Source organism: Streptomyces sp. NPDC048650, from assembly GCF_043199095.1.
In the GTDB taxonomy this organism is placed as follows: Bacteria; Actinomycetota; Actinomycetes; order Streptomycetales; family Streptomycetaceae; genus Streptomyces.
The window spans coordinates 336,726-350,966 of the sequence record NZ_JBICVM010000002.1; the positions used below are offsets into that span (position 1 = coordinate 336,726).

Annotated in this window: 13 protein-coding genes; 4 read left to right on the forward strand and 9 right to left on the reverse strand. The window is 71.8% G+C overall.

What is annotated here, in order from left to right:
- Positions 1 to 5 precede the first annotated feature (5 nt).
- A complete protein-coding gene (locus ACGFML_RS07250; protein ID WP_393540951.1) occupies positions 6 to 482 on the reverse strand; it encodes an acyl-CoA thioesterase in 477 nt (158 codons plus the stop codon).
- 148 nt (positions 483 to 630) lie between these two features.
- On the opposite strand from ACGFML_RS07250, the gene ACGFML_RS07255 reads away from it, so the two are divergent.
- Both ACGFML_RS07255 and ACGFML_RS07260 read left to right on the forward strand, forming a co-directional pair.
- Positions 631 to 2,100: a uracil-xanthine permease family protein gene (locus ACGFML_RS07255; RefSeq protein ID WP_393540953.1), complete on the forward strand. Its 1,470-nt coding sequence runs from the start codon at positions 631 to 633 to the stop codon at positions 2,098 to 2,100.
- Positions 2,101 to 2,347: 247 nt separating this feature from the next.
- Positions 2,348 to 3,055 (forward strand): DUF5995 family protein, encoded by a 708-nt coding sequence (locus tag ACGFML_RS07260; RefSeq protein ID WP_393540955.1) that lies wholly within the window; start codon positions 2,348 to 2,350, stop codon positions 3,053 to 3,055.
- A gap of 80 nt (positions 3,056 to 3,135) precedes the next feature.
- Here the strand turns inward: ACGFML_RS07260 and ACGFML_RS07265 are convergent, their stop codons facing one another.
- Positions 3,136 to 4,161, reverse strand: coding sequence for an alcohol dehydrogenase (locus ACGFML_RS07265; protein WP_393540957.1), 1,026 nt, complete (start codon positions 4,159 to 4,161; stop codon positions 3,136 to 3,138).
- A 151-nt stretch (positions 4,162 to 4,312) separates the two neighbouring features.
- Between ACGFML_RS07265 and ACGFML_RS07270 the strand changes: the two genes are divergently transcribed.
- Positions 4,313 to 5,245, forward strand: coding sequence for a TIGR03619 family F420-dependent LLM class oxidoreductase (locus ACGFML_RS07270; protein ID WP_393540959.1), 933 nt, complete (start codon positions 4,313 to 4,315; stop codon positions 5,243 to 5,245).
- A gap of 17 nt (positions 5,246 to 5,262) precedes the next feature.
- Here the strand turns inward: ACGFML_RS07270 and ACGFML_RS07275 are convergent, their stop codons facing one another.
- Positions 5,263 to 6,963 (reverse strand): flavin monoamine oxidase family protein, encoded by a 1,701-nt coding sequence (locus tag ACGFML_RS07275; RefSeq protein WP_393540961.1) that lies wholly within the window; start codon positions 6,961 to 6,963, stop codon positions 5,263 to 5,265.
- 120 nt (positions 6,964 to 7,083) lie between these two features.
- Positions 7,084 to 7,932: a carbon-nitrogen hydrolase family protein gene (locus ACGFML_RS07280; protein ID WP_393540963.1), complete on the reverse strand. Its 849-nt coding sequence runs from the start codon at positions 7,930 to 7,932 to the stop codon at positions 7,084 to 7,086.
- Positions 7,933 to 8,160: 228 nt separating this feature from the next.
- Here ACGFML_RS07280 and ACGFML_RS07285 point away from each other — a divergent pair, with 228 nt between their 5' ends.
- Positions 8,161 to 9,144 carry a hypothetical protein gene (locus ACGFML_RS07285; RefSeq protein WP_393540965.1) on the forward strand — a complete coding sequence of 328 codons (984 nt, stop codon included), beginning with the start codon at positions 8,161 to 8,163 and terminating at the stop codon, positions 9,142 to 9,144.
- A 130-nt stretch (positions 9,145 to 9,274) separates the two neighbouring features.
- On the opposite strand, the gene ACGFML_RS07290 is transcribed toward ACGFML_RS07285, so the two are convergent.
- The 5 genes from ACGFML_RS07290 to ACGFML_RS07310 all read right to left on the reverse strand — a co-directional run bounded on the left by ACGFML_RS07290 (position 9,275) and on the right by ACGFML_RS07310 (position 14,208).
- A complete protein-coding gene (locus ACGFML_RS07290; RefSeq protein ID WP_393540966.1) occupies positions 9,275 to 9,730 on the reverse strand; it encodes an Lrp/AsnC family transcriptional regulator in 456 nt (151 codons plus the stop codon).
- Between the two features lie 10 nt (positions 9,731 to 9,740).
- Positions 9,741 to 11,213, reverse strand: a complete 1,473-nt coding sequence (locus tag ACGFML_RS07295; RefSeq protein ID WP_393540968.1) for an amino acid permease — start codon at positions 11,211 to 11,213, stop codon at positions 9,741 to 9,743.
- A 426-nt stretch (positions 11,214 to 11,639) separates the two neighbouring features.
- Positions 11,640 to 13,079 (reverse strand): GuaB1 family IMP dehydrogenase-related protein, encoded by a 1,440-nt coding sequence (locus ACGFML_RS07300; RefSeq protein WP_393540970.1) that lies wholly within the window; start codon positions 13,077 to 13,079, stop codon positions 11,640 to 11,642.
- Positions 13,080 to 13,241: 162 nt separating this feature from the next.
- Positions 13,242 to 13,685, reverse strand: a complete 444-nt coding sequence (locus tag ACGFML_RS07305; protein ID WP_393540972.1) for a barstar family protein — start codon at positions 13,683 to 13,685, stop codon at positions 13,242 to 13,244.
- 85 nt (positions 13,686 to 13,770) lie between these two features.
- On the reverse strand, positions 13,771 to 14,208 hold the full coding sequence (locus tag ACGFML_RS07310; protein WP_393540974.1) for a ribonuclease domain-containing protein: 438 nt from the start codon (positions 14,206 to 14,208) through the stop codon (positions 13,771 to 13,773).
- Between the last annotated feature and the right edge of the window lie 33 nt (positions 14,209 to 14,241).

Genomic DNA, 14,241 nt, shown 5'->3' on the forward strand with positions numbered 1-14,241 from the left:
GTGGCTCAGGCCGCCTCCGCGGCCGCCTCCGGTCGTCGCAGCTCGTCCGCGACGGCCCGCGCCCGGTCCGACCACGGCGTGGGCCGCATCGTCGCGAAGTCCACCCGGACGAGCACCCGGTGGCCCCGGGCGTAGGTCTCGGTACCGTCCGCCGAGCAGATCCGGAAGCCGTAGGTGAGGCCGGTGCGGCCAAGGCGCTCGACCCACAGGTGCGCGGCGTAGCGGCCGGCGCGGGTGACCGGGCGCTCGTAGGACAGGCGCATCTCCTTGATGACGTTGCACATGTCACCCGCGGCAGCCCAGTCGCCGTCGAAGCCGAAGCCGTGGGCGTGCCAGTACTCGCCCCAGGCGCGCTCGACCAGCAGCGGGTAGCGGGAGTTGTGGAGCATGCCGAGTGCGTCGAGGTCGTCGAAGTGGACGGTGACGGGGACCAGTCGCCCGTACGCGACGGGGTCGGCGGCCTGCAGGGATTCGACGCTCACGGGTAGTGCTCCTGGGGTTCTTGCTGGGGTTCTTGCTGGGGTTTCTCGGGGTACGCCTTTCGCCCCATAGTAAGCGGCCGCTTAGCACGCTTTTCCCGCCGGGATGGGAAACTGCTCTGTCATCACCATTCGGAGAAGTGGAGCAGTCATGGGCCTCGGGGTGCGCTGGACCGTGCACGGCGACGGGCGCAATCCGGCCCCGGGAGCCGTGGTCAGGCCGGATGAGCGGCTGTCGTGGCCGCGGACCGCGGGCCTGGGTGCGCAGCATGTCGTGGCGATGTTCGGTGCGAGTTTCGTGGCGCCCGTACTGATGGGCCTCGACCCGAACCTCGCGATCATGATGTCCGGTGTCGCGACGGTCATCTTCCTGCTCGCCACCCGCGGCCGGGTCCCCTCCTACCTGGGCTGTTCGCTGTCGTTCGTCGGGGTCGCCGCGGTCATCCGCGCCCAGGGCGGCACCAGCGCGACCGTCACCGGGGCGGTCCTCGTCGTCGGCGTCGCGCTCTTCCTGGTGGGCCTGGCGGTCCAGCGGTTCGGGGCGCGGATCATCCACGCGGTGATGCCGCCGGTGGTCACCGGTGCGGTGGTGATGCTGATCGGTTTCAACCTGGCGCCGGTGACGGCGAGCACGTACTGGCCGCAGGACCAGTGGGCGGCGCTGCTCACCATGCTGGTCACCGCGCTCGCCGTGGTGTGTCTGCGCGGCTTCTGGTCGCGGATCGCGATCTTCCTCGGGCTGGTCTTCGGGTACGCCCTCTCCTTCGTCCTGGACCGGGTCTTCGGGCAGATCCACTCGGTCAACGGCGCGGGCAAGGTCGTCGACCACTGGCGCCTGGACTTCTCGGCAGTCGGCCCGGCCGACTGGGTCGGCCTGCCGTCCTTCCACGGACCGGCGTTCCAGTGGTCGGCGATCCTGGTGGCTCTGCCCGTGGTGATCGCACTGGTCGCCGAGAACGCCGGGCACGTCAAGGCGGTCGGCGAGATGACCGGCGACCCGCTGGACGACGAGTTGGGCACCGCGATCTCCGCGGACGGCGTGGCCTCGGTACTCTCCACCGCGCTCGGCGGCCCGCCCAACACCACCTACTCCGAGAACATCGGCGTGATGGCCGCGACCCGGGTCTACTCCACCGCGGCCTACTGGGCGGCGGCCGGTTTCGCCCTGCTCTTCGGCCTGTGCCCGAAGTTCGGCGCGGTGGTGGCCGCCATCCCGGGCGGGGTGCTGGGCGGCATCACCGTCATCCTCTACGGCATGATCGGCCTGCTCGGTGCCCAGATCTGGGTGCACAACAAGGTGGACCTGCGCAATCCGCTCAATCTCGTCCCGACCGCTGCGGGCATCATCATCGGCGTCGGCGGCGTCAGCCTCAAGATCAGCGACAACTTCGAGCTGAGCGGCATCGCGCTGGGCACGATCGTGGTGCTCGCCGGCTACCACGGTCTGCGCGCGCTGGCTCCGGCCCATCTCAAGGTGCAGCCGCCGCTGCTGGACGAGGGCACCTCGTCGTACGACCAGGGGGCGGACGGCGACGCGGCGCACGGCGAGGGGCCGACCGGGGAGGACGGGGAGAAGAGGGAGAAGAGGGAGAAGGGGGAGAACGGGCCGGGGTCGCGCTGAGCACCCGCGCCCCGGCCCGGCACGCACCGACCCGGCGCGCCCCATCCCGGCACGGCCCATCCCGGCACGGTCAGCCGAGTTTCTTCACGGCCTCGGGGAAGCGCCGGGACATGCGGATGTCAAAGACCGTCGACGCTCTTTGAGGCTCAGCTGAAAAGCACAGGAAGATGCGTGAGTTGTTACCCCGATCAGGTCATCGGCACACGGCAAAGGCCGCATTTCCGGGGCCTGCTGGCACGCTGAACGGATGACGACAACTCAGCAGCGCGGCCGTGCACCGGGATCCGCGACGGCGGCAGGGGTGGGCGAGGTGCTGGCGCGGATGCGGGCGCTGGACGCGGCGCTGCCCGCCGAGGACGGAGTGGCCGTCTTCAACCGGGTCTATCTGACCGTCACCGAGGCGGTGGCGCGGCGCATCGACGACGGTGCGTTCGCGGACCCGGTGGCCGCCGGTGAGCTCGACATCCGCTTCGCACGGCGCTACTTCGCCGCGGTGGACGCCGCCGGCGCGGGCCTGCGCCCGCCCGCCTGCTGGCGCCCGCTCTTCCAACTCCGCCGCCACCCCGGGGTCCGTCCGCTGCAGTTCGCGCTGGCCGGGATCAACGCGCACATCGGGCACGACCTCGCGCTGGCGGTGCTCGACACCTGCCGGGTGCTGGACTGCGAACCGTCCGTCCTGGAAGGGGACTTCGACCGTGTCGGTACCGTCCTGACCGGTCTGGAGGAGGGCATCCGGGAGGGCCTGATGCCCGGGCCCGACCTCCTGGACATCGCCGATCCGCTCACCCATCTCGCCGGTTCCTGGAGCATGGAGAGGGCGCGGGACGCCGCCTGGGCCGCGGCCCGGATGATGTGGGGCGCGCGCCGGCTGCCCGAGCTGGCCGAGGAGTTCGCCGAGCGGCTGGACGCGAGCGTCGGGCTGGTGGGTCGGTGTCTGCTGACACCGCTGTCGTAGGACCCGCTCCCCTCGGGTGTCTCCCCCGCCGGCCCGTCCGGCCGCCGGCCGGCGCGCGGACGTCAGCCTGCGCGCGGACGTCAGCCGGTGGTCACCACCATCCGGAAGCGGGCGGTCCCGGAGAGCATCTTCTGGTACGCCTCGCCGGTCCGGTCCAGCGGCACGGTCTCGACCATCGGGCGGATTCCGTGCAGGACGCTGAACGCCATGGTGTCCCGGACGTCCTGCGCGGTGCCGGAAGGGTGGCCGCGGACGACCCTGCCGCTCATGATCAGCTGGGTCGGGGTGACACCCAGCGGGGCGGGATCCACCCCGATGACCACCAGTTCGCCGCGGTGCGTGAGCCCGTCCACGGTCGCCGTGATGGCGCCGGAGTGGGCTGCGGTGGCCAGGACGACCTTGGCGCCGCCGAGGGCCTGCAGTGCGTCCGCGACGGTGGTGTCCGCCGTGCTGTCGATGTAGTGGTGGGCGCCGAACTGCCGGGCGCGGTCGGCCTTGTCGGCTCCCCGGGCGATGGCCACGGTCTCGAAGCCCATCGCCACCGCGTACTGCACCGCCAGGTGGCCGAGACCGCCGATGCCCAGGACGGCAACCAGATCTCCAGGCCGTGCCGAGCTGCGTCGCAGCCCGTCGTAGGTCGTCACTCCCGCGCAGGCCATGGGCCCCGCGTCGACCGCCGCCAGCGCGTCGGGGATCCGCGCCAAGGCGTCGACGGGCGCGATCATCGCCTCGGCGTAGCCCCCGTCGTACGCCCATCCGGGGACCTTCAGGTTCTCGCACACGATGAAGTCGCCTTGTCGGCAGGGCGTGCAGTGGCCGCAGCTGCCCCCGAACCAGCCCACCGCCACCCGGTCCCCCACCTGCCAGCCGTAGTCCTGCGCCCCCTCGCCGAGTTCGTCGATGCGCCCGGCGATCTCGTGGCCGGGGACCAGCGGAAACCGGACGCCCGGCACCCCGGCGGTCACGAAGAAGGCGTCGCTGTGGCAGAGCCCGCAGGCCTCCACGGCGATCCGCACATGACGGGGGCCCGGCCGCGGCGCCTCCCGCTCGACGATCTCGAACGGCCCGCCGGCGGCGGCCACCTGCGCGACTCGATAGGCACTCATCTGGATCTCTCCGGAACGCGGGAACATCGGCCTCCCCACCAGCACACCAGCTCCGGCCCGATCCCGCGCGCCGAAGGAGTGGGCGGCGGGCTGGCCGTCGCCGGACCACGCCTCGTGCCGGTTCGGCGCCCGGCGCCGTATGGTGCCGCCCATGACGCTACGGCTGGGACTCGGGCTACCGCAGATGACGCAGTACGCCCTGGGGCGCGATGTCCGGGAAGTGGCCCGCTCGGCGGAGCAGACCGGTTACGACAGCGTGTGGGTCTTCGAGCGGACGGTGTTCCCCCGGGAGCCGCTGGACGGCCTCTACCAGGTGCCGGGGCTCCCCTGGCCCGACCACTACCGCAGGTGCGCCGACCCGCTGGTGACGCTGACGCTGGCCGCCGCCGTCACCGACCGGGTACGGCTGGGCAGCAGCGTGCTCGTCTCGGGGCTGCACGCCCCCTTCCCCCTCGCACGGACGCTGGCGACGCTGGACGCGGCGTCCGGAGGCCGGGTGCTGGCGGGGCTCGGCACCGGCTGGTCCCGGGACGAGTACCGCGCGGCCGGGGTCACCGACTTCGCCGACCGCGGCGCCCAGCTGGACGAACTGCTGGATGTCTGCGCCGCGGTCTGGGGCCCGGACCCGGTCGCCCATCAGGGGACGTACACCGAGATCGCCCCGGCCTCGATCGGGCCCAAGCCCGCGCGACCGATCCCGGTCTATCTGGCCGCGACCGGCGGCCGGGCGCTGGAGCGGGTGGCGCGGCGCGCCGACGGCTGGCTGCCCACCCACCTGACCGGATCCCAACTCGCTCCGCTCCTTGGGACGTTGGCCGAGGCGGCGGAGCGGCACGGGCGTACCGCAGCGGACATCGACGTCTCGATGCGGGTGGGCGTCGAGCTGACCGGGGCGCCGCTCCCGGAAGCGGACCGCCGCCCGTACACGGGCAGCCACGACCAGGTCGTCGAGGATCTGGCCGCGGCGGCCGAGGCGGGTGCCCGCGAGGTGCTGCTGGACTTCCAGGTGTTCTGCCGGGACGGCAAGGAGCTGGCCGACCGCGCCGCCGAGCTGCACGCCCGGATCCGCGCGGCCGGCCTGTGACCGGTGCGTCCGGGACTTCAGTCCTCGGGCAGCTCGACCGGCGCGATCTCGTCGTAGACGTCCCCGGGGCCCGGGTTGGTGGCGTCGGTGGCACCACCGAAGTGGTGCATCACGCCCCACACCGCGTTCAGCGCGGTCTGCACGGCGCCCTCGGCCCAGCCCGCGGTCCAGGAGATGTCGTCGCCCGCCAGGAAGAGGCCCCGCTTGTCCTCGGGCAGCCGGTCCTGCATGAAGTGGGTGAACAGCCGGCGCTGGTAGCGGTAGTGGCCGGGCAGGTTGGCCTTGAACGCGCCCATGAAGTAGGGCTCGTTCTCCCAGGAGACGGTGACGGGGTTGCCGATGATGTGCTTGCGGATGTCGACCTTCGGATAGATCTCCGACAGCGACTTCAGCATGACCTCCATCCGCTCGTTGGCCTCCAGCGGCAGCCACTTGAGGCTGTCGTCGCACCAGGTGTACGAGAGGCAGATGACGGCGGGCTCGTCCGGGCCGTTGTCGAGGAGATAGGTGCCGCGGGTCATCCGGTCGGTGAGCGTCATGCTCATCACGTCCCGGCCGGTCTCCTCGTCCTTGTCCAGCCAGAACGGCCGGTCGACGGGGACGAAGAGCTTGGACGACTCCATGTAGTGGGTGCGCTCCATCGCCGTCCAGTGGTCGATGGGGAACAGCGCATCGTCACAGGCGATCTTGCTCAGCAGCATCCAGGACTGCGCGGTGAAGACGGCGGCCTCGTAGGTACGGATGTCGCCGGCCGCGTCGGTCACCGTGACGCGGTTGCCCGCGGTGCGGTGGAGGCGGGTGACGGCCGGGCGCGGGTCGCCGTCGTGCAGCGTCGCGAGCGAGGTGCCCGGCGCCCAGTGCACGATCTTGGCCGGCTCGCGCTCCCACAGGCGCAGCGGCAGCTGCTGGCTGCCGCCGACGATCCCCTGGTGGTGGTCGTCGGCCTCGGTGTAGACGACCCGCAGGATCTCCAGGATGGAGTTGGGGAAGTCGGTGTCCCAACCGCCGGTGCCGAAGCCGACCTGGCCGAAGATCTCGCGGTGGCGGAAGGACTTGAAGGCGGTCGAATCGCAGAGGAAGCCGTAGAAGGTCTGGTTGTCGAGCTTCTCGACGAGCCGGGACCAGATCTCCCGGATCCGCGGCACGTCGCGCTCGCGCAGCGCCTGGTTCATGTCGGAGAAGTCCGCGCCCTCCTCCAGGCAGGCGTTCCAGGCATGCATCACGTCGCGGTAGACCTGCGGCAGGTCGTCGACGGAGGTGGCGTAGTGGGACTCGCCCTTGAGGTCGACGACCGTGGACGGGGTCTCCGGCGCCAGCGGGTTGGGGAACGGCTTGGTGTGCAGGCCCACCAGGTCGATGTAGTGCTGAAGGGCGGTGGACGACGGCGGGAAGCGCATCGCACCCATCTCGGCCGTCAGGCCCGCCGCCTCGGACCCGGTCCCCTCGAAGCCGACGGTCCGCAGCCGGCCACCTATCCGGTCCGCCTCGTAGACGACGGGCTTGAGGCCCATCTTCATCAGCTCGTACGCGGTGATGATGCCGGAGAGGCCGCCGCCGATGACCGCGACCTCCTTGCCGTGCTCGGTGGCGGGGACCTGGCCCAGACCCGCCGGGTGCGCGAGGAAGTCGTCGTAGGCGTACGGGAAGTCCGGGCCGAACATGGTGATCGGCGGCTGGGCATCCGCGTGGTGGGCGGCGGTGGGCACCGTGGACGTCATCGGGGCGGACTCCTTGCAGGCAGGGCAGGGCGGCGCGGGCCGGGTGGGGCCGGCCCGCGGCGGATCAGGGGGGTGTCGGGAGGGTGGCGCGGTCGGGAGGCGCGGGTGCGGGCGGACGGATCAGGTCAACGGGCCGTACAGCTCCGGCCGCCGGTCGTGCAGATACGGGTTGTCCGCCCGCGATTGCTTCAGGAAGGCGGTGTCGACGTCGGCCTGCACCAGCTGCTCGGTCCGGCCGGCCCGGGTGCGCACCACGCCGTCCGGCCCCGCCAGGCAGCTGAGTCCGACGAACTCGAACTCGCCCTCCGTGCCGACCCGGTTGACGTAGGCGACGTACATCTGGTTCTCGAAGGCACGCACCGGGATGACGGATTCGGCAACGAACTGGAAGGGGTGCATCTGCGCGGTCGGCACCAGCAGCAGGTCCGTGCCGGCCAGCGCGTGGGCCCGGACGTTCTCCGGGAACTCGACGTCGTAGCAGATCATGACGCCGATCCGGACGCCGGCCAGCTCCGCCTGCACGACGGCCTGCTGCCCCGGGGTGAACCACTCGCGCTCGAAGCAGCCGAAGAGGTGGGTCTTGCGGTAGTTCGCGAGGCGGCTGCCGCCGCGCCCCTCCTCCCCCGCACTCCGGCCGGGTCCGTCGGGTGCCGGGCCCGGGCCGATCAGCTGGGCGGAGTTGTGGACCGCACCGTCGTCGGCGCGCTCGGGGTAGCCGTAGAGCACCGCGATGCCGTGCTCCGCGGCGATCTCGCCGATGGCGCGGGCGCTGTCGCCGTCGGCGGGCTCGGCGAGGCGGTGGATGTCCGCGCCGATGGCGTAGCCGGTGAGAAACAGCTCGGGGCAGGCGAGCAGTTCGGCGCCGGTGGCGGCCGCCGCGCGGGCCGCGTCCGCCAACACCCGCAGATTGTGTGCGACATCGCCGGGCCGTCCCGAACTCTGGAGCAGGGCGGTGTGCAGGGACGGCATGGGACCCCTCGACGGAACGGTGCGGGCGGGACGCATTGACGGTACGGGCCGCCGCCGATCCAGGACAAGGCGCCAGTGTTGCGCGTCGACGGACCATTCGTTGCGCGTTCAAGCGGCTCTGCGGTGATTCGTTGCGCCGTGGCGCCTGCGCAGGCCAAACGGTGCGAGCGGCGGCTGCACGGCGGTGCGGCGCGGCAACGCGGGGCCCTCGCCGGCGTCGTAGTGATCATGGATGACATCACCGATCCGATCGAGCGGGCCGCCGGCCTCCGGGCCGGCGCCGACACCCCGGCCACGGGCGCCGATCCCGATGCGGCGCTACGGGAGTGTGCCGCCCGCCTGGCCGCCGACCCCGGCGGCCGGCACGCCCCTTTGTGGGTGTACGCGCTGACCGGGGCGGCCGAGCACCTCACCGGCCGGCCGGGGCCCGCGGCCGACGTCGCGCAGTGCGCGGTCGACGCCCTGCTCGCCTGCCACCGCGCACTGCGCGAGGCGTCCTGTGCGCACGGCAGCCACCCCTGGCAACGGGACCTGGCGGCGATGTGGGACGACGAGATCTGGGACCAGAGCCCCGATGTCCGGCTCCTGGCCAACGGCAAGCCGGAGGGCGAGGACGACGCATGGACGCAGGAGGACGCCAAGGACCTCTACCTCTGCCCGGTCGGCACCGCCGGATACGCGAGGATCACGGCGGACATCATCGCCCCTGGCAGTGCGCCGGTCATCGACCCGGAGGGTGAGGACGAGGACGACTTCGCCGACACCCTGTCCCGCGGTCATGAGACCAGCATCGGCTTTCTGTCCTCGACCCTCAACGACTACCCGACGGGGGACCCCGGCGACGACCTCCGCGCCGCGGCCGCCGTCCCCGACCACCTCGCCAAGGGGGGCCTGGCCGGCCACGTCGTCACTCTGCACGCCTGCATCTGGTACGCCGTCTCGGGTCGTGTCCAGGAGCAGTCCGTCCTCGACGAGATGGTCAAGGGGCTGACGGCCGTCCTGCCGGAGCTGCCCGATCTGCCGTGCGCCCACCAGGGCGGTGAGCACCCGGATCTCCGCGCGGCCCCCGATCAGCCGGCCGCGGACGGCATCAGCCTGCGCAGCCCCGGCGGGCGGGCCGCCCTCCAGCAGGACCACGCCGAGGGCTGCGGCCCGGCGCTGGACGCCTGGACGTGCCCGGCCTCCTGCGGGATGCGGCCGACGAGGCGCTGAGCGTCCTGGCGGGCGGTGTCGGAGCGCCCCTCGACTGACGCCCCATGACCTCGCGTCCACGTGGCCGGGTCGTCCCCGCGATCTGTCGTTCGGACACCCCGCGAGCCCGGTGTGATCCACACGACGGGCCCTAGCTCGGCGTCCCCGACCCGAATCTGCGCAGGAGCGGCGAGAGCACCAGTACGGACTTGGTCCGCTCCACGAAGGGCTCGCCCGCGATCCGTTCCAGGACCCGCTCGAAGTGCCGCATATCGGCGGCGAAGACCTGGACGACGGCGTCCGCCTCACCGGTGACGGTGGAGGCGGACGCCACTTCCGGGTAGCGCGACAGGCCGCGGTGGATCGCCTCGGGCGAGGTGTTGCGGCTGCAGTAGAGCTCGATGAACCCCTCGGTCTCCCAGCCGAGCGCGGCCGGATCGACCCGGACGGTGAATCCGGTGATCGCGCCCTCGGCCCGCAGCCGGTCCACCCGGCGTTTGACGGCCGGTGCGGAGAGCCCGACCTCCTGGCCGATGTCGGCATAGCTGCGGCGCGCGTCCTCGGCGAGGGCGTGGACGATGCGTTCGTCGAGATCGTTCAGTCGCACTGCGGGTGGGTCACTTCTCTGCGGTGGCCAATCGGGAGCGGCGCATGCCGTATCCGAAGTAGACCACAAGGCCGACGACCATCCAGACCCCGAAGACCAACCAGGTCACGGCGCCGAGGCTGAGCATCATGACGATGCACAGGATGAAGCCGATGGCGGGGAAGAGCGGGGAGAGCGGCGTGCGGAAGCCTCGCGGCATATCGGGGCGCTTGTAGCGCAGCACGACCACCGCGACGTTGACCAGCGCGAAGGCGAAGAGCGTGCCGATGCTGGTGGCGTCGGCCAGCTGGCCCAGCGGAATCGCCGCGGCGAGCACCCCGCAGAACAGCGAGACGATCACGGTGTTGATCCGGGGCGCGCCGCTCTTGGCGTGCACCTTGGAGAAGACCTTGGGCACCAGGCCGTCCCGGGACATCGCGAAGAGGATGCGGGTCTGGCCGTAGAGGACGGTCAGGACGACGCTGGCGATCGCGATGACCGCGCCGAAGGCCAGCAGCACGGCCCAGAAGTCCTGGCCGGAGACGTTCTTCATGATCCCGGCGAGGGCGGCCTCCGAGCCCTGGAACTTCTTCCAGGGCATCGCGCCGACCGCGATGGCGGCGACCAGGCAGTACAGCGCGGTGACGATGATCAGCGACAGCATGATCGCGCGCGGCAGGTCGCGCTGCGGGTTCTTGGCCTCCTCGCCGGCCGTGGAGGCGGCGTCGAAGCCGATGTAGGAGAAGAAGAGGGTGGCACCCGCGGCGCTGACGCCCGTCATGCCCAGCGGCATGAAGTCGGCGTAGTTCCCGGAGCGCACGCCCTGGAGGGCGACGCCGCAGAACAGCAGCAGCGCGACGATCTTGACGGCCACCATGATGGTGTTGGCGCGGGCGCTCTCCTTGGCCCCGCCCATCAGGAAGACCATGGCGAGCATCACGACCAGCAGGGCCGGCAGGTTGAAGACGCCGCCGTCACCGGGCGGCTGGGAGAGCGCAGCCGGGATGGTGAAGCCGAAAACGCCGTTGAGCAGCTCGTTCAGATACTGCCCCCAGCCCACGGCGACGGCCGCCACCGAGACCCCGTACTCCAGGATCAGACACCAGCCGCAGATCCAGGCCACCAGCTCGCCGAGGGTGGCGTAGGCGTAGGAGTACGACGATCCCGAGACGGGGATGGTGCCGGCCAGCTCCGCGTAGGACAGCGCGGAGAACAGGGCGGTGATGCCGGCGATGACGAACGAGATGACGACCGCGGGGCCGGCGTCGGGGACGGCCTCGCCGAGGACGACGAAGATGCCGGTGCCCAGGGTGGCCCCGATGCTGATCATGGTCAGCTGCCACATGCCCATCGAGCGGCGGAGCGAGCCGCCCTCTCCCTGGCCGCCCTCGGCGACCAGCCGTTCGACGGGCTTGCGCCGCATCAGCCGGGTACCGAGGCCGCCCGGGGAGGGCGGCCGGGGGTCGCTGGCCCCTGCGGGCGGGGCTGCGCCGTGCTCCAACACTGGGGTGGCTCCTTTATCGCTGCCGGTCTGTCGCTGCCGGTCGGTGACGGAATCCGCTGCGGGAGTCCGCGAACGGATTCCGGTGACGGGCTCCTGACGGGAATTGCCTGGGAATTCCCGCGGGGGGGGGCAGCGGTGACCGACGACGGTCCGGACGCGGGCATGCCGAGACAACCCGCAGCTGAGGGAGACCGCCGAGCAGACGGTCTCCGCCACTCCACGTACAGCGCCTGACCTTACGGCCCGGCGTTGACCTGCCGTAATGCAGGTTCCTTGCGCAACCGCGGCAGATCATTGCGCACCGGTGGTGCGGGCGGTGGTTCGTTGCGCGACACGGGGCGCCGACACCGCGATACCCCGGACCGCGACCGGCCCGGAAACGCGAGTGGCCCCGCACCGACACGGTGCGGGGCCACTCGCGACGCCTCAGCTCCAGCTGTCGTGCAGCGGCTTGCCCTCGGCGTAGCCGGCCGCGCTCTGCACGCCGACCACGGCCTGCTCGGCGAACTCCGCCAGGGAGCCCGCGCCCGCGTACGTGCAGGAGCTGCGGACGCCCGCGATGATCGAGTCGATCAGGTCCTCGACGCCGGGACGCGCCGGGTCGACGAACATCCGCGAGGTGGAGATGCCCTCCTCGAAGAGCCCCTTGCGGGCCCGGTCGTAGGCCGACTCCTCGCTCGTACGGTTGCGCACCGCACGCGCCGAGGCCATGCCGAAGCTCTCCTTGTACGGCCGCCCCTGGGCGGTGTGCTGGAGGTCGCCGGGCGACTCGAGGGTGCCCGCGAACCACGAGCCGATCATGACGTTGGACGCACCCGCGGCCAGCGCCATCGCGACGTCGCGCGGGTGGCGCACACCACCGTCGGCCCAGACGTGCTTGCCGAACTTCCTGGCCTCGGCGGCGCACTCCAGCACCGCGGAGAACTGCGGCCGGCCGACACCGGTCATCATGCGGGTCGTGCACATCGCGCCCGGTCCCACACCGACCTTGATGATGTCCGCGCCGGCCTCGATCAGGTCGCGCACGCCCTCGGCGGCGACGATGTTGCCCGCCACGATCGGGACCTGCGGGTCCAGCGCCCGTACGGCCTTCACCGCGCTGATCATCGACTCCTGGTGACCGTGTGCGGTGTCCACCACGAGGGTGTCCACACCGGCGGCCAGCAGCGCCTTGGCCTTGCCCGCCACATCGCCGTTGATGCCGACGGCGGCGGCGATCCGCAGCCTGCCGTCGGCGTCCGTGGCCGGGGTGTAGAGGGTGGCGCGCAGCGCGCCCTTGCGGGTCAGGATGCCGACGAGCTTGCCGTCCGCGTCGACCGCGGGGGCGAGCTTGCGGTTGGCGGCGTCGAGGCGGTTGAAGGCCTCACGCGGGTCGATGTCGGCGTCCAGGACGAGCAGGTCCTTGGACATCACCTCGGACACCTGGGTGAAGCGGTCCACCCCGGCCAGGTCGTGTTCGGTGACGACGCCGATCGGACGGCCGCTCTCGACCACGATGCCCGCGCCGTGCGCCCGCTTGGGCAGCAGGGACAGGGCGTCGGCGACGGTCGCGATCGGGGACAGCACGATCGGGGTGTCCAGGACGAGGTGCCGGCCCTTGACCCAGGTCACGACCTCGGTGACGACATCGATCGGGATGTCCTGCGGGATGACCACCAGACCACCGCGGCGGGCGACGGTCTCGGCCATCCGGCGGCCGGCGATCGCCGTCATGTTGGCGACGACAAGAGGAATGGTGGTGCCGCTCCCGTCGGGCGCGGACAGATCCACACCCTGCCGGGAACCCACCGCCGAGCGGCGGGGCACCATGAACACATCGTCGTACGTCAGGTCGTACGGCGGCTTGGCATCGTTCAGGAAACGCATACTGGCTCTCTCACCTGCGGATTTACGTCTGGGCCGGTGGGGAGTCAGCACCGAACCGAAACCGGATCAGGCTGCGGCTCCTAGGACATCATCCCTCATGGCACCCACCCCGAGCGAACCGGTGTTCCCTTCGTGTGATAACACACCTACCCCTGGATGTTTCTACGAACCCCGTCGCGCCGGTCCCCGCACCATGACCACGGCGAGCCCGGTGTCCGTTCCGCGCCAGTAGCCGACCGCATCCGCGAGCACCCCTTCGACGATGCTCCAGTCGTCCGGCGCGGCCGCCCCGTACCCCTGCCAGCCCGTGAGAACCAGCAGCCGACCGCCGTCGGCGGGGCACCAGGACAGATCGGTGAGGCAGTCGGCGAGGGCGTCCCAGTTCCGGCCGAACCACTGCGGCAGCCGGAGCGAGCGGGCGCACCGCTCCATGAACTCGCCCTTGTCCACGACCCCTTCGAGATCGAGGACGGCGCCGCTCCACCCGGCGTCCCGGGCAGCGGCCAGCGCGTCCGCGATCGGGCGGTCCGCCGGCCAGGGCAGCACCCCCGCGGGCGTACTGCCGTCCAGCACGGCCGCCAGCGGCCGGGGCACCGGCCCCGTCATCGCCGCACCGCCCGGCCGGACCCCCGGGGGACCGGCCGGCGGCCCCCCGTCCGCACCACGCCGTCGCAGCCGCCGTCCGGGAACGTCATCGCAGCACCGCCTTGAAAGTCCGGTAGTGATCGTCGGTGTAGTACGTCTCGTGGCTCTCGCCGGTGACCAGGCGGTGGGCGCCACGGTCCGGGGAGCCGGGGGTGGGGGCCGTGTACTCGTGGTAGTAACCGCGCCGGTGAGCGGGCAGCAGCCGCTCGCGGTTGTTGAAGACGGTCCCGTCCTGGGGATACGGGAAGGGGCCGCCGGAGTCGATGAGCCGGAGGGTGCGACGTGCCTGCGTGGGCAGCGTGCCCGCGGGGACGGTCGGCATGCCCCTGGCCCAGCCGGGTACGCGGGGCGAGCCGGACGCCGCGGCCGGTGAACTCCCCGGCCGTTCCCCGCCGGTGGAACATCCGGTGAGCGCCAGCAGCAACCCGGCGAGCAGCGCGCCGATGAGGGCGGCGGCCCGGCCGGGAGCGGAGTGGATCACCATGGCGCCGATGCTGTCACAGCCGCGCCCGCGCTG